Source organism: Pseudomonas sp. GW456-12-1-14-TSB6 (assembly GCF_059424205.1).
Genome location: NZ_JBWKZE010000003.1, coordinates 87,133 through 109,325, shown reverse-complemented (window position 1 = coordinate 109,325; position 22,193 = coordinate 87,133). Strand labels below are relative to the sequence as shown.

The 22,193-nt window shown below is 61.1% G+C and carries 16 protein-coding genes; 7 read left to right on the top strand and 9 right to left on the bottom strand.

Going from position 1 to position 22,193, the window contains the following annotated elements; translation table 11 throughout:
- The first annotated feature begins 8 nt into the window (after positions 1-8).
- The 3 genes from AC07Y2_RS03620 (at position 9) to yjiA (ending at position 3,424) form a co-directional block, all read left to right on the top strand.
- The gene (locus AC07Y2_RS03620; RefSeq protein ID WP_039771745.1) at positions 9-2,075 is read left to right on the top strand and encodes a carbon starvation CstA family protein; all 2,067 of its coding nucleotides are present in this window, start codon (positions 9-11) and stop codon (positions 2,073-2,075) included.
- Positions 2,076-2,090: 15 nt separating this feature from the next.
- On the top strand, positions 2,091-2,288 hold the full coding sequence (locus AC07Y2_RS03615; RefSeq protein WP_003228401.1) for a YbdD/YjiX family protein: 198 nt from the start codon (positions 2,091-2,093) through the stop codon (positions 2,286-2,288).
- 161 nt (positions 2,289-2,449) lie between these two features.
- Positions 2,450-3,424, top strand: a complete 975-nt coding sequence (yjiA, locus tag AC07Y2_RS03610) for a GTPase (protein ID WP_166742305.1) — start codon at positions 2,450-2,452, stop codon at positions 3,422-3,424.
- A 13-nt stretch (positions 3,425-3,437) separates the two neighbouring features.
- Here the strand turns inward: yjiA and AC07Y2_RS03605 are convergent, their stop codons facing one another.
- The 5 genes from AC07Y2_RS03605 to AC07Y2_RS03585 all read right to left on the bottom strand — a co-directional run bounded on the left by AC07Y2_RS03605 (position 3,438) and on the right by AC07Y2_RS03585 (position 11,843).
- On the bottom strand, positions 3,438-4,133 hold the full coding sequence (locus tag AC07Y2_RS03605; protein ID WP_103385465.1) for a GntR family transcriptional regulator: 696 nt from the start codon (positions 4,131-4,133) through the stop codon (positions 3,438-3,440).
- 24 nt (positions 4,134-4,157) lie between these two features.
- Complete coding sequence (locus AC07Y2_RS03600) at positions 4,158-4,862, bottom strand: FadR/GntR family transcriptional regulator (protein ID WP_007950980.1); 705 nt, start codon at positions 4,860-4,862, stop codon at positions 4,158-4,160.
- Between the two features lie 49 nt (positions 4,863-4,911).
- Positions 4,912-6,225, bottom strand: a complete 1,314-nt coding sequence (locus tag AC07Y2_RS03595; protein ID WP_011336023.1) for a C4-dicarboxylate transporter DctA — start codon at positions 6,223-6,225, stop codon at positions 4,912-4,914.
- 275 nt (positions 6,226-6,500) lie between these two features.
- Positions 6,501-7,754: a serine hydroxymethyltransferase gene (gene glyA, locus AC07Y2_RS03590; RefSeq protein WP_007950978.1), complete on the bottom strand. Its 1,254-nt coding sequence runs from the start codon at positions 7,752-7,754 to the stop codon at positions 6,501-6,503.
- Between the two features lie 240 nt (positions 7,755-7,994).
- Positions 7,995-11,843, bottom strand: coding sequence for a bifunctional diguanylate cyclase/phosphodiesterase (locus tag AC07Y2_RS03585; RefSeq protein ID WP_039771736.1), 3,849 nt, complete (start codon positions 11,841-11,843; stop codon positions 7,995-7,997).
- 286 nt (positions 11,844-12,129) lie between these two features.
- On the opposite strand from AC07Y2_RS03585, the gene ettA reads away from it, so the two are divergent.
- Entirely contained in the window at positions 12,130-13,794 is a 1,665-nt protein-coding gene (ettA, locus tag AC07Y2_RS03580; protein ID WP_007950976.1) for an energy-dependent translational throttle protein EttA, read from the top strand.
- A 193-nt stretch (positions 13,795-13,987) separates the two neighbouring features.
- Complete coding sequence (gene gdhA, locus AC07Y2_RS03575) at positions 13,988-15,325, top strand: NADP-specific glutamate dehydrogenase (protein ID WP_085668050.1); 1,338 nt, start codon at positions 13,988-13,990, stop codon at positions 15,323-15,325.
- On the opposite strand, the gene AC07Y2_RS03570 is transcribed toward gdhA, so the two are convergent.
- From AC07Y2_RS03570 to AC07Y2_RS03555, 4 genes are all read right to left on the bottom strand, one after another.
- The gene (locus AC07Y2_RS03570; protein WP_103385464.1) at positions 15,322-15,816 is read right to left on the bottom strand and encodes a GreA/GreB family elongation factor; all 495 of its coding nucleotides are present in this window, start codon (positions 15,814-15,816) and stop codon (positions 15,322-15,324) included. The two genes, gdhA and AC07Y2_RS03570, sit on opposite strands and share 4 nt — an antisense overlap.
- A 70-nt stretch (positions 15,817-15,886) precedes the next feature.
- A complete protein-coding gene (locus tag AC07Y2_RS03565) occupies positions 15,887-16,243 on the bottom strand; it encodes a hypothetical protein (RefSeq protein ID WP_064382109.1) in 357 nt (118 codons plus the stop codon).
- A gap of 84 nt (positions 16,244-16,327) precedes the next feature.
- On the bottom strand, positions 16,328-18,181 hold the full coding sequence (locus AC07Y2_RS03560) for an Lnb N-terminal periplasmic domain-containing protein (protein ID WP_103385463.1): 1,854 nt from the start codon (positions 18,179-18,181) through the stop codon (positions 16,328-16,330).
- A 92-nt stretch (positions 18,182-18,273) separates the two neighbouring features.
- On the bottom strand, positions 18,274-18,762 hold the full coding sequence (locus tag AC07Y2_RS03555; RefSeq protein ID WP_007950971.1) for a DUF3015 domain-containing protein: 489 nt from the start codon (positions 18,760-18,762) through the stop codon (positions 18,274-18,276).
- Positions 18,763-19,178: 416 nt separating this feature from the next.
- Between AC07Y2_RS03555 and AC07Y2_RS03550 the strand changes: the two genes are divergently transcribed.
- Positions 19,179-21,617 carry a Lon protease family protein gene (locus AC07Y2_RS03550; protein ID WP_103385462.1) on the top strand — a complete coding sequence of 813 codons (2,439 nt, stop codon included), beginning with the start codon at positions 19,179-19,181 and terminating at the stop codon, positions 21,615-21,617.
- Positions 21,618-21,861: 244 nt separating this feature from the next.
- Positions 21,862-22,191 (top strand): PA4575 family protein, encoded by a 330-nt coding sequence (locus AC07Y2_RS03545; RefSeq protein ID WP_007950969.1) that lies wholly within the window; start codon positions 21,862-21,864, stop codon positions 22,189-22,191.
- Positions 22,192-22,193: the final 2 nt, after the last annotated feature.

The following is a 22,193-nucleotide window of genomic DNA, read 5'->3' as shown; positions in this document are numbered from 1 at the left end:
ATAATAAAATGAAAAATAATAATAGCCTGCTACGCCACTTACCCTGGCTGCTGCTGGCAATCGTAGGAGCGTGCGCCCTGGGCGTAGTGGCATTGCGCCGAGGCGAGGCGATCAACGCCTTGTGGATTGTGGTCGCCGCCGTGGCCATCTATCTGGTTGCGTACCGTTACTACAGTCTGTTCATCGCTAACAATGTGATGCAACTCGATCCGCGTCGGGCCACCCCCGCCGTGCTCAACAACGACGGTCTGGACTACGTTCCGACCAACAAACACATTCTCTTCGGTCACCACTTCGCGGCCATTGCCGGCGCGGGGCCGCTGGTCGGTCCGGTGCTGGCGGCGCAGATGGGCTATCTGCCCGGTACGCTGTGGCTGATCGCCGGCGTGGTGCTGGCGGGCGCGGTGCAGGACTTCATGGTCCTGTTCATGTCCACCCGCCGCAACGGCCGGTCCCTGGGCGACATGGTGCGTGAAGAAATGGGCCGCATCCCCGGCACCATCGCTCTGTTCGGCTGCTTCCTGATCATGATCATCATCCTCGCGGTGCTGGCGCTGATCGTGGTCAAAGCCCTGGCTGAGAGCCCGTGGGGCATCTTCACCGTGATGGCGACCATCCCGATCGCGATGTTCATGGGCATCTACATGCGCTACATCCGTCCGGGCCGCATCGGCGAGATCTCGGTCATCGGCGTGTTGCTGCTGCTCGGTTCGATCTGGCTGGGCGGGCAGATTGCCGCCGATCCGGTCTGGGCCAAAGCCTTCAGCTTCACCGGTGTGCAAATCACCTGGATGTTGATCGGTTATGGCTTTGTCGCCGCCGTGCTCCCGGTGTGGCTGATCCTTGCACCGCGTGACTACCTCTCCACCTTCCTCAAGATCGGTACCATCGTCGCTCTGGCGATCGGCATCCTGGTGACCATGCCCGAGCTGAAAATGCCGGCCCTGACCCAGTTCGTCGACGGCACCGGCCCGGTATGGAAGGGCGGTCTGTTCCCGTTCCTGTTCATCACCATCGCCTGCGGTGCGGTATCGGGCTTCCACGCGCTGATCTCCTCGGGGACAACGCCGAAGCTGCTGGATAACGAAACCAACGCCCGTTACATCGGTTACGGCGGCATGCTGATGGAATCGTTCGTGGCCATCATGGCCATGGTCGCTGCCTCGGTGATCGAGCCGGGCGTGTACTTCGCCATGAACAGCCCGGCTGCCGTGGTCGGCGGTGATGTGGTGGCCGTGGCAACCGCAGTCAGCAACTGGGGCTTTGCCATTACCCCGGAAGCCTTGCAAGCCGTGGCGCATGACATCGGCGAAACCACCATCCTGGCCCGTGCCGGTGGTGCGCCGACCCTGGCGGTCGGTATCGCGCAGATCCTGCACAGCGTCCTGCCGGGTGAAAACACCATGGCGTTCTGGTACCACTTCGCGATCCTGTTCGAAGCGCTGTTCATCCTGACCGCAGTCGATGCCGGTACCCGTGCCGGTCGCTTCATGCTGCAGGACCTGCTCGGCTCCTTCGTACCGGCGCTGAAACGTACCGAATCCTGGACCGCCAACCTGATCGCTACCGCCGGTTGTGTGGCGATGTGGGGCTGGTTGCTGTATCAGGGCGTGATCGATCCGCTGGGTGGTATCAACACCCTGTGGCCGCTGTTCGGCATCTCCAACCAGATGCTGGCCGGTATCGCACTGATGCTCGGCACCGTGGTCCTGATCAAGATGAAGCGCCAGCGCTACATCTGGGTCACCCTGTTGCCGGCCACCTGGCTGCTGATCTGCACCACGACCGCAGGCTTCATCAAGCTGTTCGACGCCAATCCGGCGATCGGCTTCCTGTCGCTGGCCAAGAAATACAACGACGCACTGGCCGCGGGTCAGGTGCTCGCTCCGGCCAAGAACGTCGAGCAGATGCAGCACGTGATCTTCAACGCCTACACCAACGCCACATTGACCGCGCTGTTCCTGTTCGTGGTATTCAGCATCCTGTTCTATGCGCTCAAGGTCGGCATCGCCGCCTGGGGCAAAAAAGAGCGTACGGACAAAGAATCGCCATTCCAGGCCCTGCCGGACGCGTAACCAGAGGATTGCAGCATGTTCAATGACCTGAGTCGCCTCGGTAAATACCTCGGTCAGGCCGCGCGCCTGATGGTCGGCATGCCCGACTACGACACCTACGTCGAGCATATGCAGACCAAACACCCGGACAAACCGGTGATGAGCTACGAGATGTTCTTTCGCGAACGTCAGGAAGCCCGTTACGGTGGCAAGGGTGGGCCGAAGTGCTGTTGATCTGACAGCCTTCGGTTGATGCAGTCCCCAACGGTGGGAGCGGGCTTGCTCGCGAAAGCGGTGTGTCATTGAGCAATGATGTCGACTGACACGACCCCTTCGCGAGCAAGCCCGCTCCCACATTTGTTTTGTGTCGTTCATCAATTTTGCGAAGGGGATCGATGTTGTCTTCTCCAATACCTGTAACGGTGCTCAGCGGTTTCCTCGGCGCCGGCAAGACCACCTTGCTGCGCCATCTGTTGAAAGCCGAGCACGGCCTGAAAATCGCCGTGATCGAAAACGAATTCAGCGACGCCGGTATCGATACCCAATTGCTGGGCGACGAGCCGGTGCAAGTCATGACCCTGGCCAACGGCTGCGTCTGCTGCACCATTCACACCGACCTGACCAAGGCCCTGTATCTGCTGCTCGAACGGCTGGACAGCGGCGAAATCGCTTTCGATCGGCTGGTCATCGAATGCACCGGTCTGGCCGACCCGGCCCCGGTGGCACAGACCTTTTTCATCGACGAAGAACTGCGCGAGCGTTACCTGCTCGACGGCATCATCACCCTCGTCGACGCGGCCCACGCCGAACAGCACCTGACCCAGACCATCGCCCAGGCGCAGATCGGTTTTGCCGACCGCCTGCTGGTGAGCAAGACCGATCTGGTGGACGAGGCTGCGTTCACGGCGCTCAGCGAGCGCCTGACCCGCATCAACCGCCGTGCACCGATCCGCGTGGTCGAGCACGGCAACATCGATCTGGCGGAATTGCTCGATGTGCGCGGTTTCAACCTGAATGCCGATCTCGGCGGCGGGGTGAGTCTGCGACCGGTGAGCAAGGCGCCGTCCATCGACCGGATTTCCAGTCTGGTGCTGCGTACCGATCAGCCGCTGGATATCGATCAGCTCAGCGAGTTCATGAATGAATTGCTGGAAGAGCACGGCAAGCAATTGCTGCGCTACAAAGGCGTGTTGAACATCGCGGGCGAAGATCGGCGGCTGGTGTTCCAGGGCGTGCTGAAACTCTATGGCTTCGACTGGGACACCGAGTGGGCGGAAGGCGAGGCGCGGGAAAGCGTGATCGTGTTTATCGCCGACGATTTGCCGGAAGAGAAAATCCGGTTGGGGTTTGCCAGGGTGGCGGCGAACTGAGTCCGCCGCGCTTTCAGTGCGTGGAACCGCTGAGAATCGTCTGCTCCAGGTGATCCAGATGACGGTTCATCAGCGACACCGCCTCGACGGCGTCATCACGCTCGATCGCCTCGACGATCCGGGCGTGATCCTGCCAGCCGCAACAGCTGTGCGTGGTCTCAGTGCATCGCGCAATCGCCAGTGAGGTCAGCGGCACCAGCGTGCCGAGAAAATGCGCCAACGGTGCATTCCGCGCCATTTTCGCCACCTGCAAATGAAACTCCCCGGACAGGCGAATCGCCGCCCCGCGCCGATCTTTATCCACAGCCTGACGCTCCCGTTCGATCAACGCTCGCAGGCGCTTCAGATCTTCAACCTGCACATGCTGACAAGCCAGTCGCACCAGCGTGTTCTCGGCCAGGCGCCGGGCGTGCAGGGTCTGACGTGTCTGCTCGGCATCCGGCGCGGCCACTCGTGGTCGATGGTTGGCCCGCAGTACGATGATCTGTTCGTGGGACAGCTGGGTCAGCACCCGACGCACATCGGCGCGGCTGACCCCGAACATCTGCTTGAGACTTTCTTCGGTGAAACGGCTGGCAGCATCGATGCGCTGTTCGAGGATTGCGTCGAACAGGCGCGGATACAGATCCTCCACCGGCGCGTGCAGGCGGGAGAAGGGCAGGGCCGTCGAGATCGGGCGAGGGTGCGACGGCGTGGCAAGACTGTTCATGGCCGGTCTCCAGTGTGAGGCGTTTCAGTGGCTCAGGTTGTCATCCGGAATATTCAGCTCGATGCCCATCCGCTGGCCTTCACGCAGGATGTGCCGACGCATTTCGGCACTGGCCTGGGCGCTGTTCTTGCTGCGGATCGCGCGCACCACGGCTTCGTTTTCTTCAAGGCGTTCGGCCAGGTGCTCCGGCGAATTGCGCAGCACCTCGGCGCTTTGCTTGAGGGCGTTGCTGGTCTGTTGCACCACACTCTGGAAAATCGGATTCGAGGTCAGGGTGAACAGCTCCTCGTGGAACGCGATGTAGGCGCTGACCCCGGCCTCGCTGTCGCCCGCTTCGAGGGCTTCGCGCATGTCCATCAGGGTCAGGCGCAGCTGGCCGACTTCCTTGCTGCTGATCGACTGCGCCACCAGCCCGACGATGAACGGTTCGAGGGTGTAGCGCAGTTGCAGCACGTCTTCGAGGCTGGCGCCGGCCACTGCGCTGTCGTGGCTCTGACTGTCACTGGCCTGGGCGTCGAGCACCACCACGCCTTTGCCGGGCATCGAGCGCACCAGACCGAGGGTTTCCAGCACGATCACCGCTTCACGCAGGCTCGGGCGGCTGATGCCCAGTTGTTCTGCCAGTTCGCGCTGACCCGGCAGCATCTCGCCGGAGCGCCACTGACCACGGGCCAGCGCAGCCCGAAGTTTTTCTACCACTGAGTTGACGACGGTTGATGTAGTAATCACGGGTTCGCTCCATGTGCCGTGCCTGCATTGGCGCAGGCACGGCGGTCATTCAGAATTCTTTGGCCGCCGCTTGAGCGACGGTTTTTCTCGGCTGAAAGTTATAGCCCTGCTCGCCGTTGAGCACCTTGTTCGCCCGTTGCACGTCGATGTCCTTTTCCCAACGGGCGATGGCCACGGTGGCAACGCAGTTGCCGATCAGATTGGTCAGTGCCCGGCCGATGCCCATGAACCAGTCCACGGCCAGCACCAGCACCAGACCGACCACCGGAATCGCCGGGATGGCCGTCAGCGTGGCCGCGAGAATCACCAGCGCCGAACCTGGAATGCCGTGGGCACCTTTGGAGGTAATCAGCGATACCAGCAAAATCGTCAGCAGATCGGTCATGGCCAGTGGCGTGCCGGTGGCGTTGGCGATGAACACGATGGCCAGGGTCAGGTAGATCGAAAAACCGTCGAGGTTGAACGAGTAACCGGTAGGAATCACCAGCCCGACGGTCGAGCTGCCGATGCCCAGATGTTCCAGTTTGCGCATGATCTGCGGCAGCACGGCGTCGGAGGAGGCGGTGCCCATGACGATCAGCAGTTCTTCACGCAGGTACTTGAGCAGCGGCCACATGCGCAGGCCGGAGAGGCGCATCACCAGACCGAGAATCAGCGCGACGAAGGCGATGCAGGTCAGGTAGAACAAGCCGACGAGGCTGCCCAGATGTTGCAGCGAATCCAGGCCGTATTTGCTGGTGGTGAAGGCGATGGCGCCGAACACGCCGATCGGTGCCAGACGCACGATCATGCCCATGATGCGGAAGATCACGTGGCTCAGTTCGTTGATCAGCCGCGAGATTCCGGAAGCGGCTTCGCCCACCAGATTCAACGCACTGCCGAACAGCACCGAGAACAGCAGCACCTGGAGGATATTGTTATCGGCGAAGGCGCCGAGTACCGAGGTCGGGATCAGGTCCATCAGGAACTGAGTGGTGGTGTGCATATGCTGGCCGCGTTCGGCGATGTCGCCCATGTCGGCGGCGGACAGTTGCTCCAGATGGATGTTGGCGCCGCTGCCGATTCCGGTGGTGAAGGCGAACACGAGACCGATCACCAGGGCGATGGTGGTCAGCACTTCGAAGTAGATCACCGACTTGAGGCCGATGCGCCCGACCTTCTTCAGATCGCCCGCGCCGCTGATGCCGCTGACCACCACGCAGAACACGATCAGGCCGATGAGCATCTTGATCAGTTTGATGAAACCGTCGCCGAGCGGTTTGAGCTGGGCCGAGTATTCGGGAAGGGTCAGCCCGCAGACGATGCCGAGCATCAGTCCGAGAACCACTTGGAGGAAGATTGAACGCGAGCACCATCTGAGCATGGGAGGAATCCTGGTCGGTGTCCTGGCTGCCGTGCGCGGGGCGCATCAGATTCAGGACTTAATTATTGTGGTCTTACCGGTATGTCCAGTGCGGGTGCAGTCTAGGCGCTGTTTTTTAGGGATCGCAAGTGAAAAATGACGAATTGGCATTACCGGTCTGACCAGTTGAGCGGCAAGTCCCATTCTTGAGCGATTCAGCTGTTTGAAAAAATCCGGGCGAAAAAAAACCGGCCAATCACTTGGCCGGTTTTCTTGCTGCGGGTTTAACGTCGCAATTAAGCGCCGTATACCGGCAGTTTCTTGCAGATGGCTTTGACTTTCTCACGAACGGCGTCGATCACCGCTTCGTTGTTCAGATCAGCCAGGATGTCGCAGATCCAGCCAGCCAGCTCTTTGCACTCTGCCTCTTTGAAGCCGCGAGTGGTCACGGCCGGAGTACCGAAGCGCAGGCCGGAGGTGACGAACGGGGAGCGTGGGTCGTTTGGCACGGAGTTCTTGTTCACGGTGATGAACGCTTTGCCCAGAGCGGCGTCGGCGTCTTTACCGGAGATTTCCTGCTTGATCAGCGACAGCAGGAACAGGTGGTTTTCAGTACCGCCGGAAACCACGTCGAAACCGCGCTCGATGAACACGCCGGCCATGGCCTGGGCGTTTTTCACCACTTGTTGCTGGTAAGCCTTGAACTCAGGCTGCAGTGCTTCCTTGAAGCAGATCGCTTTGGCGGCGATCACGTGTTCCAGCGGGCCACCCTGGGCGCCCGGGAATACGGCGGAGTTCAGCTTCTTCTCGATGTCGGCGTTGGCCTTGGCCAGAATCAGGCCGCCACGTGGACCGCGCAGGGTCTTGTGGGTGGTGGTGGTCACGACGTCAGCGAACGGAACCGGGTTCGGGTAGACGCCAGCGGCGACCAGACCGGCCACGTGAGCCATGTCGACGAACAGGTAGGCGCCAACCTTGTCGGCGATGGCACGGAAGCGCGGAAAGTCGAGGATCTGCGAGTAGGCAGAGAAACCGGCCACGATCATTTTCGGCTTGTGTTCAACAGCCAGGCGCTCGACTTCGTCGTAGTCGATCAGACCGTTGGCGTCGATGCCGTACTGGATGGCGTTGTACAGCTTGCCGGAGGAGGAAACGCTGGCGCCGTGGGTCAGGTGACCGCCGTGAGCCAGGCTCATGCCCAGGATGGTGTCACCGGCCGACAGCAGGGCCAGGTAAACAGCGGCGTTGGCCTGGGAACCGGCGTGCGGCTGAACGTTGGCGTAGTCGGCGCCGAACAGCTCTTTGGCGCGGTCGATAGCCAGTTGCTCGACAACGTCGACGTACTCGCAACCACCGTAGTAGCGCTTGCCCGGGTAGCCTTCGGCGTACTTGTTGGTCAGTACCGAGCCTTGAGCTTCCATCACCGCTGGGCTGGTGTAGTTCTCCGAAGCGATCAGCTCGATGTGTTCTTCCTGGCGCTGGGCTTCTTGCTCCATGGCGGCAAAAAGATCGGCGTCGTACTTGGCAATAGTCAAATCACGGCTGAACATGGCGGTCCTCAAGGATCGGGGGCAGAAAAGGGGGGCATTCTAACCCAACGGGTTTTGGATGGCATATGAAACGACATCATGTCGCAGACAAGTGGCGTTCATGACCAGATGTGTGGCGTCCGTGCCGGCCTTTTCGCTGACCAGCCGGTTTGCACAATAACCGAGGCCGCCCCGCGATTTTGTGATCGACATCAATCCCTGTGGAAACGAGCTTGCTCGCGAAGATCGCGCCGCCGATCTTCAGTCGAACATGAACAGCGCATCATTGCTGAACTGCGCTTCGAACCGGCCCGCCGGCATCGGCCGCCCGAACAGATAACCCTGAACCTCGTCGCAGCCATGCTCGCGCAGGAAGTCCAGTTGCTCATGGGTTTCCACGCCCTCGGCGATTACCGCCAGATTCAGGCTGTGGGCCATGGCGATGATTGCCCGGGCGATCTGCGCGTCCTGCTCGCCGGACGGCAGGCCGTCGACGAAGGTGCGGTCGATCTTCAGCACGTCGATCGGGAATTGCTTGAGGTAGTTCAGCGACGAGTAGCCGGTGCCGAAGTCGTCGACTGCAATGCTCAGGCCGAGGTTCTTCAGACCGGCAAGAATCTGCATCGCCTCGCTGACTTCGCGCATCAGGATACTTTCCGTCAGTTCCAGCTCCAGGCAAGCCGGCGGCAGGCCGGTCTCGCGCAGGATCGTGGCGATCCGCGTGCCGAGCTGGCCGTCGGAGAACTGCCGCGCCGAGATGTTCACCGAGACCTTCGGTACGCGCACACGGTTCTGGTGCCAGGTCTTGAGCTGACGGCAAGCCTCGCTGATCACCCAATCGCCGACGTCCACCACCAGCCCGAGTTCCTCGAGCACCGGTATAAAATCCCCCGGTGGCACCAGCCCGCGACGGGGATGACGCCAGCGCAGCAGGGCTTCGGTGCCGGTCAGGCGTTTGCCGTCGCCGCTGAACTGCGGCTGGTAATAGAGCACGAATTCATTCTGCTCCAGGGCGTGGCGCAGGTCGCTTTCCAGTTCCAGACGTTCCAGCGCACTGGCGTTCATGTCGGCCTGGTAGAACTGGAAGTTGTTCTTGCCGCGCTCCTTGGCGTGGTACATCGCGGTGTCGGCGTTTTTCATCAACTGGCTGAGTTCATTGCCGTCCTGCGGGCTCAGGGCGATACCGATGCTGGCGGTGACGAAGAACTCGCGCCCCTCCAGCACGAACGGTCGCACCAGACTGCCAAGAATCTGTTCGGCCACGTGGATCGCACGGTTCAGCGCCATTTCGCGGCTGGAGCGGTGTTGCAGCAGCAGGGTGAATTCGTCGCCGCCCATCCGCGCCACGGTGTCGTCATCATCGACGCAGGCCAGCAAGCGCGTGGCCATGTCCTTGAGCATGCGGTCGCCGGCGGCGTGGCCGAGGGAGTCGTTGATCGGTTTGAAACGGTCGAGGTCGAGGAACATCAGCACCACCCACGACTTCTGCCGTTCGGCCGATTGCAGCGCGGTGTGCAGACGGTCCTGGAACAGCGTGCGGTTCGGCAGGTGGGTCAGGGCGTCGTAGTAGGCGAGGCGGTGAATCCGCTGCTCGCTGGCCTTGCGCTCGCTGATGTCGCTGAAGAAACACACGTAACTGGCCAGGTCGCCCTCGTCATCGAGCACGGCGGTGATGCCGACCCACGCCGGGTAGTGCTCGCCGTTGCGGCGCTTGAGCCAGACTTCACCTTCCCAGGTGCTGTGCTGGTGCAACTGCTTGAGCACGTAGCGCAGGTGTGCGTCCTGCTGTTCGTCGACGGTCAGCATGTTCGGCAGCTGGTCGAGCACTTCACCCACCGCGTAACCGCTGACCCGGCTGAACGCCTCGTTGGCCTGCACGATGTAACCGGCCGGGTCGGTGATCAGGATTGCCGAGGTCGAGTGTTCGAATACCGTGGCCGCCATGCGCAGGTCTTTCTCGGCGCGGCGCTGCTGACTGATGTCGCGACCGACCCCGAGCACGCCTTCGAAGGCGCCATGCTCGTCCCACACCAGCACCAGGCGCAGTTCGATCGGGATCTTGCGGCCGTCGGCGCGCAGGCAGTCGAACAGGAACAGCTGGGTCTGCACCTGGCTGCGCAAAATCACCAGTTGTTCGGGTTTGCCCAGGGCTTTGCTGACGCGATCCATCAGGTGATAGATGCCGCTCAGTTGCTGCGGGTTGGCGATGGTCGACTGCCAGCCGTTCTGGAAAATCCACTCGGCGTCATAACCGAGCACGGCTTGCACCGAGGGGCTGACGTAGTTCAGCGAGAGCTTGCTGTCGGTGGAGAAAATCACGTCGCTGATGCTTTCGGCGAGCATCCGGTAGCGCTGTTCGCTGTCACGCAGGGATTCGCTGGCTTCGATCTGCTCGGTGATGTCCTTGGCCACGCCGATGATCCGCGTGACCTGATCGTGCTTGTCCCGGGCCAGCGCCTGTTCGCGAATATCGAAGCGCCGCCACTCGCCGTCGCGATGACGGAAGCGCAGCTGGCATTGCAACAACTGGCTGTAACCGGCGTGACGCTGCATCTGCCGTGAGCGGTGGTAATAGTCGGCGTCTTCCGGGTGCAGGAGAATTTCCCAGAAGTACTCGCCCATCTGATGCAGTTCGGTGCGGTTGTAACCGAGGGTCTGGCCGAGGTGGTGGTTGCTGAAGATCATCCGCTGGCTGATCACGTCCTGCACATACAGATGATCCGGCACGGTGCGCACCACATCCGACCAGAAACCTTCGCGCTCCAGCAGCGACAGTTCGATCAGCTTGCGGCTGGTGATGTCGTTGATGCTCAGGATCACGGCCTTGTAGTCGTGCTGTTCCTGCGGCAGGCGCAGCACCAGCCACAGGTGCTGGTCGCGGCCATTGATGTCCGGCAGTCTGATTTCCAGTTCCAGCTGCTTTTGCTGCTGCAGCACCGCGTCGAGCACCTGATTGCCGATGGCGCACTGACTGTGCGGCTGACCGTCGATCAACAGTTGCCAGGCGTGGTCGCAGGAATTGACGTTGAGCAGTTGCAGCGCGACCTGGTTGACCTCGGTCACCCGCAGTTCGTGGAGCAATTGCTGGCGCTGTGCCGGCTGGTCGAGCCAGGCCTTGAGCTGGTCGCTGGTCTGGATCTGGGCCCTTTCGAAAACCTGTTTGAGCCCCGAAAGATCCAGCACGCACAACGCCACGCCGGTGCCTTCGAAAATATCCTGATAACGCCGACGCCCCTCATGCACCTGACGCTGACGGCGACGCATGTTGAGCAGGGCGATAAACGGCAGCAGCGACAGCGCCAGGCCCAACAGGCATTTGCCGATGAACGCCGGCAGCAGTTGTTCGAGCACATGCTGGCGGTCGAACAGGCCACGCAGTTGCCAGTCGCTGCTGCTCAGCGGCACTGTCAGCACGCTGTTGGCGAGATCGTCCGGGGTCAGGACGCTGGTGCTGCCGACGGGCATCGCTTCGTCGCGGCTGATGATCTGATGGTTGATGCGGTTTTCCACCAGCCACAGAGGACGGATGCCTGTTTCGCCTTGTTTGGTCAGTGCTTTAAAGAAGGTGGGTGTCAGCCGCAGCGCCCAGTAACCGCGAGTGCTGCCACTGGCCTGATGCAGCAGCAGATGCACCACCGAACCGTCTTCGTCGTTGCTGAAGTAATGCGCCTGAGCGCGACTGCGGCGCACCAGATCGCTGAGGTAATCGGCGTCATGGCTGTCGGCGGCGCTGTCGCTGAGGATCTTTCCGGACGGGCTGAGCAGGGCCAGGCTGCGCAGGTCGGGCAGTGATTTCTGAAGTTTGCGCAGGAGTGCCTGCTGTTCGTCGGCCGACTGCGGTTGTTCGACGATCGGTAGCAGGTTGAGGGCGATCTGCGCGTTCAACGCCATGTTCAGGCTGACCTGAGCGGCGAGGTCGGCGGTGTAGTCGATGGTGTACTGACGCTGGTTTTTCTGGGTTTCACGCAGTTGATCGAGCAGTTGCCAGAACAGCAGCGCCAGCAGCAAAAGCACCAGCGTCGCCAGCGCGCCTTTCAAGGTTCCGCGCAGGGACGAGCCGGGCGCCGGTTGGGTGCTGCTCACAGAGGCTGGCGGAGTGACGTTGGACAAGCTGTAATCCTGCGGTCTGGCTGGACTGGCGCGACGTGCACTATAAGCCGGACGCCCAAGAGGCGGCTAGCATGCCTTGAGTTGTGGCGAAGTGCCAGCCCCACTCGGCTGGACTGCCTTCCGTCATTAAGGTAGCTTTGCCGGTTACGCGGGAGCGTTCCAGCTCCTAGACTCAGACTTTTTCAGCGCGCACGCATTGATGACCATCAAGTGAACGACGCGCATCGGTCTGGCCGGGCATCGCCTGCGCTCCAATCATTCATCTGTCACTGACCCAAGGTTCTCCATGGCTCAATACGTCTTCACCATGCATCGGCTGGGCAAAGTTGTTCCGCCGAAGCGGGAAATCCTGAAAAACATTTCGCTGTCTTTCTTCCCCGGCGCCAAGATCGGCGTACTCGGCCTCAACGGTTCGGGTAAATCCACGCTGCTGAAAATCATGGCCGGCGTCGACACCGAGTTCGAAGGCGAAGCGCGCCCGATGCCGGAACTGAACATCGGTTACCTGCCGCAAGAGCCGCAACTGGATCCGACCAAGACCGTGCGTGAAGTGGTCGAGGAAGCGGTCAGCGTGATCAAGGATGCGCAAGCGCGTCTGGACGAGGTCTACGCGGCCTACGCCGATCCGGATGCCGACTTCGACAAGCTGGCCGCCGAACAGGCCAAGCTCGAAGCGATTCTGCAGGCCAGCGACGGTCACAACCTGGAGCGCCAGCTGGAAGTTGCCGCCGATGCGCTGCGTCTGCCGGCCTGGGACGCGAAAGTGGAACACCTGTCCGGTGGTGAAAAACGTCGTGTGGCCCTGTGCCGTCTGCTGCTGTCCGCCCCGGACATGCTGCTGCTCGACGAACCGACCAACCACCTGGACGCCGACTCCGTTGCCTGGCTCGAACACTTCCTGCACGACTTCCCGGGCACTGTGGTCGCGATCACGCACGACCGTTACTTCCTGGACAACGTCGCCGGCTGGATTCTGGAACTCGACCGCGGCGCGGGTATTCCTTACGAGGGCAACTACTCGGGCTGGCTGGAAGCCAAGTCCGATCGTCTGGCCCAGGAATCCAAGCAGCAATCGGCTCACGAAAAAGCCATGAAGGAAGAGCTGGAGTGGGTGCGCAAAGGCGCCAAGGCCCGCCAGTCGAAATCCAAGGCTCGTCTGCAACGCTTCGAAGAAATGCAATCGCAGGAATTCCAGAAGCGTTCGGAAACCAACGAGATCTACATCCCGGCCGGTCCGCGCCTGGGTGACAAGGTCATCGAATTCAAGAACGTCACAAAGGGCTACGGCGATCGCGTACTGATCGACAACCTGTCGTTCTCGATGCCCAAAGGCGCCATCGTCGGCGTGATCGGCGGTAACGGTGCCGGTAAGTCGACCCTGTTCCGCATGCTGATGGGCAAGGAAACCCCGGACTCCGGCAGCATCGAGATCGGCGAAACCGTGCAGCTTGCCTGTGTTGACCAGAGCCGCGAAGACCTGGACGGCAGCAAGACCGTGTTCCAGCAGATCTCCGACGGTTCCGACCAGATCCGCATCGGCAACTACGAGATCCCGTCGCGTACCTACGTCGGGCGCTTCAACTTCAAGGGCGGCGATCAGCAAAAGTTCGTCAAGGACCTGTCCGGTGGTGAGCGCGGTCGTCTGCACCTGGCGCTGACCCTGAAGGAGGGCGGCAACGTCCTGCTGCTCGACGAACCGTCCAACGACCTCGACGTTGAAACCCTGCGTTCCCTGGAAGAAGCCCTGCTGGACTTCCCGGGCGCCGCCATTGTGATCTCTCACGATCGGTGGTTCCTTGACCGTGTCGCGACTCACATCCTGGCGTACGAAGACGACTCGCAAGCGGTGTTCTTCGAAGGCAACTACACCGAGTACGAAGCCGATCGCAAAAAGCGCCTCGGCGAAGCAGCGGCCCAGCCACACCGGGTACGCCACAAGAAACTGGCCTGATTACGGGTTGGTTGCATGAAAAAGCGGAGCCTTCGGGCTCCGCTTTTTTTTGCCTGCAATGCAGACTGTTTTATAGCGTGTGTACTATTTGTTTTCATAAATGCGACATTTTTGTCTGTTGCTGTGTACATGTCGTTTGTTACAGTCCGGCTCAATCGCTTCCAACGACAACAAATCTGCCGAGACTTTTCCCATGATCGAATCCGTCGAATCCTTCCTCGCCCGTCTGAAAAAACGCGATCCGGATCAACCCGAATTCCACCAGGCCGTCGAAGAAGTCCTGCGCAGCCTCTGGCCGTTTCTCGAAGCCAATCCGCACTATCTGACCTCGGGGATTCTGGAGCGCATCTGCGAGCCGGAGCGGGCGGTGGTGTTCCGGGTGTCGTGGGTCGACGATCAGGGCAAGGTGCAGGTCAATCGCGGTTTCCGCATCCAGATGAACAGCGCTATCGGCCCGTACAAGGGCGGTTTGCGCTTCCATCCTTCGGTGAATATGGGCGTGCTGAAATTCCTCGCCTTCGAACAGACCTTCAAGAACTCCCTGACCTCGTTGCCCATGGGCGGCGGCAAGGGCGGTTCGGACTTCGATCCGAAGGGCAAGAGCGATGCCGAAGTCATGCGTTTCTGCCAGGCGTTCATGAGTGAGTTGTACCGCCACATCGGTGCCGACGTGGACGTGCCGGCCGGTGATATCGGTGTCGGCGCTCGGGAAATCGGTTTCCTGTTCGGCCAGTACAAGCGCCTGAGCAACCAGTTCACCAGCGTGCTGACCGGCAAGGGCATGACCTACGGCGGCAGCCTGATCCGCCCGGAAGCCACCGGTTTCGGTTGCGTGTATTTCGCTGAGGAAATGCTCAAGCGCCGCGAGCAGAGCGTCGAAGGCAAGCGCGTGGCGATCTCCGGTTCCGGCAACGTCGCGCAATACGCGGCTCGCAAAGTGATGGATCTGGGCGGCAAGGTGATTTCCCTGTCCGACTCCGAAGGCACGCTGTATTGCGAGGCGGGCCTGAGCGAAGAACAGTGGCTGGCGCTGCTGGAACTGAAGAACGTCAAGCGTGGGCGGATCAGCGAATTGGCGGCGGCATTCGGCCTGGAGTTCCGCGCCGGTCAATTGCCATGGTCGTTGCCGTGCGACATCGCGCTGCCATGCGCGACCCAGAACGAGCTCGACGCCGAATCCGCGCGCACCCTGCTGCGCAACGGCTGCATCTGCGTGGCCGAAGGCGCGAACATGCCGACCACCCTTGAGGCTGTGGATATCTTTATCGAGGCCGGGATTCTGTTTGCGCCGGGCAAGGCCTCGAATGCCGGCGGCGTAGCGGTCAGTGGGCTGGAGATGTCGCAGAACGCCATGCGCCTGCTGTGGACCGGGGGCGAAGTGGACAGCAAGTTGCACGGGATCATGCAGTCGATCCACCACGCCTGCGTGCATTACGGTGAGGAAAACGGCCGGATCAACTACGTCAAAGGCGCGAACATCGCCGGCTTCGTCAAAGTCGCCGACGCGATGTTGGCGCAAGGCGTAGTTTAAGAACGCTCTATACGGATCACTTCAATCAGTTGATCGCCGGCCGGGCGCTGCCACAGCACTTCATCGTTGAGCCGCGCGCCAAGCAGCGCACGGCCCAGCGGTGAGGCCCAGTTGATCAGGCCGTTGGCCGCATCGGCCTGGTCTTCACCGACCAGTTGCACCCGGTGCTCGGTGTCGTGTTCGTCGGCGTAGGTCACCCAGCTGCCGATCTGCACTTTGTCGGTAGATGTCGGGGCCGGTGCGACCTGAGCGCTGCCGACCCGTTGATTGAAATATCGCAAATCCCGTTCGAGATCGGCCAGCCGCTGCTTGTCGGCCTGTTCGCCCTTGGCCGACTGCTCTGCGTGCAGGCTTTGCAGTTCGGCGACTTTTGCCTGCAATTGGGCAAACCCTTGCGGCGTGACGTAATTGGGCTGGGTGCTGACCTGCCGTTCGACCGGCTGATCGGCTTGCGCAGCGGCATTGTCTTCGTTGACGAAAGCGCGACTCATGGTGGGCTCCTGTTATAGCCGTTGGGCCATGGTCGCAGGCAAAAGGTTTCGCTGGATGTCTGGAAGCGACCTACTGCGAACGATAAGCCCGCGCGGCGCCCTGATCCTTCTCCTGCTGCCAGGCGCGCTCGCGTTCGTCCCAGTGTTCGTTGCGATACTGTTCGCGGTCCTTGTTTTCCAGCATCGCCTGACACTGGCGGAAGCCGTCGCTCCAGCCTTCGGCGTATTGCTTGTCCTTGAGATAACGCGGCACGTTCTTGCGAAACTCGCCGCTGATCGAGCCGGCGGCCTGGCGACCGCTGATGCAACCGTCATCGAAACCGTCAGCGAACGCCGGTGGATAACCCTTGGCAATCAGATCTTCGTGGGTGCTCTGACAGCCACCCAGCAACAGCAACACGCCCGCAAAACACACACACCGCCACATCACACTCTCCCGGGCCGTCAAACGGCTGATAGGGAAAGTCTAGAAGCGGATTCGTCGATGGGGCGTGAAAGAAAGATCAAAACCTCAGTAGTGATACCACTTCACTTCCAGCATCACTTCGGTCTCCGGTGTTGCCAGATGGCTGAACTCGCGCTGCGCACTCAGGCGCAGGCCGAGGTTGCGCGACAGTTCCCACTGTTGGTTCAGACTCAGGCTACGGCGCACTTCACCGTTGAAGAAGTAATCGCCTTTGGCCTCCAGGCTGAGATTGCCCAACGGGTTTTTCCACAGTACGCCGGTATTGAAACCGCCTGCGGGGGAAACGAACTCGGCGAAATCATTGTTGTGTTCAACGCGCACCGTACCGAGGGCAAAACCCAGCACATCGTCGCCCAATGCCCAGGTACCGCCACCGCCGCCGTTGACATGGCTGACCAATGTCTCGTCATCGTGCTTGCCCGGCACACGCTCAAGACCGCCGGTGACTTGCCAAGACAGCGGCTGCAACAGCGCATTGCGCGGCGTCAGTGAGCGGATGGTCGCCAGATCCAGTTGCTGGAATTGCCAGTGATTGCCTTCGTACTGGCGCAGCTTCATCTGCAGGATTTCGATCTGTGCGCCGAGGGGGAAACTCTCCGCGTTGTCGTTGAGGTCGTGATAGGCCATGCGCAAGCCGTACTCGCCGAACGCGCGGTCACCCCGAGTGCCGACACCGGCCTGCCAGGTGCGCGATTCATGGCCGTCCTCGGGCAGGCCCGGTTGGGGAATTTGCAGCTCCGGCGCCGGGTTCTTGTTGATCGCTCGCAGCAATTCGAAACTGCGTTGCGCTCGCTGTGGATCACGCTCCTGGCCGTTGGCGCGGTAGCGCTCCAGCCGATACGCCGCGTCAACAATCAGCGCCTGGCGATCCCGGGGCAGGGCCTGGAAGGCTGGATCCTGCAATTGCTGCTGGTCGGCGCTGACTTTCAGCACCCAGTCCTGTTCTTCGCCGCTCAGGGGCTCGGCACGGCTGAGCAGTTCGCGCTCGCGGGACGGACGATATTCGATGTGCTCGACCAGCCCGGCTTCCTTCACCGCTTTGACGGTGTCGGTGGGGATCGCCGTCAGCGGGAATTGCTCGGTCAGTCGCAGGCTCGGACGGGCGACTTGCAGCAGTTCAAGCAGGCGATAGGAGCAGTTTTCATCGAAGAAAAAATAGTCGAACTGGATCTGCTTCAGCTCCCACACATGCTCGACCATGCGCGCGGTTTCGGCTTGCGTCAGGTTGAGCCGGTACTCCCACAGGTCGCGGTTTTCCAGGCTGCGGTATTCCGAGAGTTTTTCCTGATAGGGCACGAGTGCGAACAGTCCCGGATAACCACCCATCAGGCCTTTCCAGGCGTAAAGAATGCTGTTGTCCGAACCTTCGATGTAGGCGCCGAAGTTGATCGCGTAACTGAGCAGCGAAGTCTTGTCGCTCTGCACGTCGGCCTGGTCGATGCGCAGCAGGGTATGGCCGAACATCGACGACGGGCTGTTGAGGTAGGCCGCCGGGAAAATCATCACCGCGCTGTGGGGCGAGACGTCCTTGAACCATTTCTTGAATTCGGCGCAGTCCGGCGTCGGCAGGTCGGTCAGGTTCAGTTGATCTTTCAACCAGCGGGTGCGTGCCGGGTAAACGCACTGTGCGTGTCGCTCACCGAGACTGGCCGGGGCGTACAACGCCTGCACGGTGGCGGCCAGTTCATGGTCGGGGTGTTCGTTGCCGTCGGGGGCGAGGAAGAATTTTTTGTCGCTGACGTAGCTGCGCCAGCCACCGAGTTTGGCGGTTTCGTAATGACCGAGGGAAATCCAGAAGCGGTCGTTGGCCAGTTGCTGCAAACGTTGAGGGTCGATGTGAGGCGCGGCGGACAGCGGGGCGCAGACACACAGCGCCAGCCAGGCAAGGCGTTTGAGCATAAATGGCAACTTAAGTCGAAAAGAAACAAAGCCCGGGAAGGGCGGGCCGAAAAAATAAAACCCGCTTCCCGAAGGAAGCGGGTGGGTCGAGCTTAAGCCTGAGTCGCGTACTTGGCCAGACGTGGGTCTGCCTTCAGAACGGCCAGGGTGTTGGTATGCACGTCTTCAGCGGTCACGTCAGCCTTGCTGAAGATCTGCTGGAAGTGCTCGTGAGTGACGGCGGCGAAGTGCGCACGGTCTTCCGGCGCCACGCCCAGTACCACGGCATAGGTCGTCAGCGCTTCGCCGTTGCCTTTTGCCATGTCTTCGGACAGCTCGTTCATCATGCCATTCATGGCAAACCAGGATTTGCCGCCATAGGTCAGCGAAGCGTTGGTGGAGCAGCCGTTGGTGCCGGACGTCATGCCGAACGTCGCGTTGCCGGAGGTGCCGTTGGTGGTGGATGCCAGGAAGTGTGCCGGGGTGCCACGCTGACCTTCGAACAGCATGTTGCCCCAACCGCAATCCGGGCCGCCTGGAGCTTGCGCCATGGCGTTGATGGATACAGCGGTGAAGAGAGTACCGAGAAGAATCCGTTTCATAGCTTTGTTCTCTTTGTGTGCATACCAATGGACAGGGTTCTGGCCGGCTCTAAACGTAAGCTGCCTGCGCGACGATCATGCTGCGTTGAAAACAGGCTCGGAATGCTCATGTAGGACCCTACACTCCGCTTCCTCGCCTGTTTTCGCCTTGCCTGATCGCCGCTCGGCGAGCTTACGTTCAGAGCCAAACGAAGCCAGTGGGCCGGTATTAGTTCCAGCCGCGCAGTTTGGAGTTTAGGCACGTTCCGAGGGTTCCGTGAGTTTTTGCACAATATTTGGAATAAACCCCGGTTTCACGAGGCGGCGCCGCGTGCAGGGCGGTTGTCTATGCTTTGTCGTGTGGCGCGCCTTGCCAGTGGGGCTCGGGCAGCGCCAGAATGCCGCTATCTGCCCCGCCTGATTGTTAAGGAAGCCCGATGCCTGATCCTGTTGCTGCCAGCTTGCGTCTAGCGCCCGAAGCGCTGACCCGTCCGTTTTCCGCTGAACAGTTCAGCTTCACTACCACCAATGATCTGGAGCCCTTTCGCGGTGTGCTCGGCCAGGAACGTGCGGTCGAAGCCTTGCAGTTCGGTGTGGCCATGCCACGCCCCGGTTACAACGTATTCGTCATGGGCGAGCCCGGCACCGGCCGTTTCTCGTTCGTCAAACGCTACCTGAAGGCCGAAGGCAAACGCCTGCAGACCCCGGCGGACTGGGTCTACGTCAACAATTTCGATGAGCCGCGCGAACCCCGCGCTTTGGAGCTGCCATCGGGCAGCGCCGCTGCTTTCATCGGCGACATCAACGGCCTCATCGACAACCTGCTGGCGACCTTTCCTGCGGTGTTCGAACACCCGTCCTACCAGCAGAAGAAAAGCGCCATCGACCGCGCCTTCAACCAGCGCTACGACAAGGCGCTGGACGTCATCGAACGTCTGGCCCTGGAAAAAGACGTCGCCCTGTATCGCGACAGCAGCAACATCGCCTTCACCCCGATGCTTGAAGGCAAGGCGCTGGACGAAGCTGAGTTCGCCCAGTTGCCGGAGGCCGAACGCGAGCGTTTTCATGACGACATCTCCGGTCTCGAAGAACGCCTGAACGAAGAATTGGCGAGCCTGCCGCAATGGAAGCGCGAGTCGAGCAACCAGCTGCGTCAGCTCAACGAAGAAACCATCACCCTGGCCTTGCAGCCCTTGCTCGCACCGCTGTCGGAAAAGTACGCGGAAAATGCGGCCGTCTGCGGTTACCTGCAAGCGATGCAGGTCTATCTGCTGAAAACCGTGGTCGAGCAACTGGTCGATGACAGCAAGACCGATGCGGTCGCGCGCAAGCTGCTGGAAGAGCAATATGCGCCGAGCCTGGTGGTCGGCCATCCGGCCAGCGGCGGTGCGCCGGTGGTGTTCGAACCGCATCCGACCTACGAAAACCTGTTCGGCCGCATCGAGTACACCACCGATCAGGGCGCGCTCTACACCACCTATCGCCAGTTGCGTCCGGGTGCGTTGCACCGCGCCAACGGTGGTTTCCTGATTCTTGAAGCGGAAAAAATGCTCGGCGAGCCGTTTGTCTGGGATGCGCTCAAGCGCGCCCTGCAATCGCGCAAGCTGAAGATGGAATCGCCGCTGGGCGAGATGGGCCGTTTCGCCACCATGACGCTCAACCCGCAGCACATTCCGTTGCAGGTCAAAGTGATCATCATCGGCGCGCGTCAGCTGTATTACACGCTGCAGGACCTCGATCCGGACTTCCAGGAGATGTTCCGTGTTCTGGTGGACTTCGACGAAGACATCCCGATGGTCGACGAAAGCCTGGAACAGTTCGCCCAGTTGCTGAAGACCCGCACTTCGGAAGAAGGCATGGCGCCATTGACCGCCGACGCGGTGGCGCGTCTGGCGACTTACAGTGCGCGTCTGGCCGAACACCAGGGGCGTTTGTCGGCGCGGATCGGCGATCTGTTTCAGTTGGTCAGCGAGGCGGATTTCATCCGGCATCTGGCCAACGATGAAATGACCGACGCCGGCCACATCGAGCGTGCGCTGAAGGCCAAGGCCACTCGCACCGGTCGGGTGTCGGCGCGGATTCTCGACGACATGCTGGCGGGGATCATCCTGATCGACACCGACGGCGCCGCAGTCGGCAAGTGCAACGGTCTGACCGTGCTTGAAGTCGGCGACTCGGCGTTTGGCGTGCCGGCGCGGATTTCCGCCACGGTGTACCCGGGCGGCAGCGGCATCGTCGACATCGAGCGTGAGGTCAACCTCGGTCAGCCAATTCACTCCAAAGGCGTGATGATCCTCACCGGGTATCTGGGCAGCCGTTACGCCCAGGAATTCCCGCTGGCGATTTCCGCGAGCATCGCGCTGGAGCAATCCTACGGCTACGTCGATGGCGACAGTGCGTCGCTGGGCGAGGCGTGCACACTGATTTCGGCGTTGTCGAAAACCCCGCTCAAGCAGTGCTTCGCGATTACCGGTTCGATCAACCAGTTCGGCGAAGTGCAGGCGGTGGGCGGGGTCAACGAGAAGATCGAAGGCTTCTTCCGTCTCTGCGAAGCGCGCGGGCTGACGGGCGAGCAGGGCGCGATCATTCCCCAGGCCAACGTCGCAACGTTGATGCTCGATGAGAAAGTACTGGCGGCGGTGCGTGCCGGGCAGTTCCACGTTTACGCGGTGCGTCAGGCCGACGAAGCGTTGAGCCTGCTGGTGGGCGAGCCGGCCGGTGAGCCGAACGAAGAGGGCGGATTCCCGGAAGGCAGCGTTAACGCGCGGGTAGTGGAGCGTCTGCGGGTGATTGCCGAGATGATCAGCGAAGAGGATCTGAAAGAAGCCGAGAAGGAATTGGCGCAGGAAGCGCTGGCGGAGGCCAAACCGGCGTAAGCCAGGCAGCCTTCAAAAAACGGGAGCCTAGTGTTCCCGTTTTTTGTTTTGTCGCGAACGTCGGCAAAAGTGCCATCACTCTGGCGTCAATATTCACACAATGACCATTCGGCGCCTTCTGGTTCTGTGCGGCTTGCGCGGCGGACTTTTCTTCTATTCTCTGCTCAAGGACATCGACAGTATCACTGGATCGAAACAGCTCTTCAGCAAGGGCTGAACACCGGCTTTACCGAGGGTCGCCGCCATGTCGCGCAACCTCTGCCTCACCCGTCAGTGCCTGGGTCTCGTGACCCGTATCGAATGCGCCATCAAGCCGTTGGCGGGCGATAACGGCATGTGGACGTTGCTCTTCGCCGCCGGCATGGCCGGTGAACAACCTTCCGCCATCAAGGCCCAGGGCCCGTTCCACGGACCGATCGCCGCCGAGTCGATTCTCGACACCATCGTTGAAAGCCTGACGATGCACGGCTATGAGCTGGCCAATGATCCACAGATCTGGTCGTTGCATCTGCAGGCGCAGTTGCGGCAGATCAACGGTGGACGCGGACGCAGCATCGGCACCTTCGACCATTAGCG

Excerpts from the sequence above, each read along its gene's own strand:
- gdhA (WP_085668050.1), top strand. The coding sequence starts at position 13,988 with ATGATCGAATCCGTCGAATCCTTCCTCGCCCGTCTGAAAAAACGCGAT.
- AC07Y2_RS03605 (WP_103385465.1), bottom strand. The coding sequence starts at position 4,133 with ATGAACAGTCTTGCCACGCCGTCGCACCCTCGCCCGATCTCGACGGCC.
- AC07Y2_RS03560 (WP_103385463.1), bottom strand. The coding sequence starts at position 18,181 with ATGCTCAAACGCCTTGCCTGGCTGGCGCTGTGTGTCTGCGCCCCGCTG.
- ettA (WP_007950976.1), top strand. The coding sequence starts at position 12,130 with ATGGCTCAATACGTCTTCACCATGCATCGGCTGGGCAAAGTTGTTCCG.
- AC07Y2_RS03555 (WP_007950971.1), bottom strand. The coding sequence starts at position 18,762 with ATGAAACGGATTCTTCTCGGTACTCTCTTCACCGCTGTATCCATCAAC.
- AC07Y2_RS03565 (WP_064382109.1), bottom strand. The coding sequence starts at position 16,243 with ATGTGGCGGTGTGTGTGTTTTGCGGGCGTGTTGCTGTTGCTGGGTGGC.
- AC07Y2_RS03570 (WP_103385464.1), bottom strand. The coding sequence starts at position 15,816 with ATGAGTCGCGCTTTCGTCAACGAAGACAATGCCGCTGCGCAAGCCGAT.
- glyA (WP_007950978.1), bottom strand. The coding sequence starts at position 7,754 with ATGTTCAGCCGTGATTTGACTATTGCCAAGTACGACGCCGATCTTTTT.
- AC07Y2_RS03620 (WP_039771745.1), top strand. The coding sequence starts at position 9 with ATGAAAAATAATAATAGCCTGCTACGCCACTTACCCTGGCTGCTGCTG.
- AC07Y2_RS03595 (WP_011336023.1), bottom strand. The coding sequence starts at position 6,225 with ATGCTCAGATGGTGCTCGCGTTCAATCTTCCTCCAAGTGGTTCTCGGA.
- AC07Y2_RS03550 (WP_103385462.1), top strand. The coding sequence starts at position 19,179 with ATGCCTGATCCTGTTGCTGCCAGCTTGCGTCTAGCGCCCGAAGCGCTG.
- AC07Y2_RS03615 (WP_003228401.1), top strand. The coding sequence starts at position 2,091 with ATGTTCAATGACCTGAGTCGCCTCGGTAAATACCTCGGTCAGGCCGCG.
- AC07Y2_RS03545 (WP_007950969.1), top strand. The coding sequence starts at position 21,862 with ATGTCGCGCAACCTCTGCCTCACCCGTCAGTGCCTGGGTCTCGTGACC.
- yjiA (WP_166742305.1), top strand. The coding sequence starts at position 2,450 with ATGTTGTCTTCTCCAATACCTGTAACGGTGCTCAGCGGTTTCCTCGGC.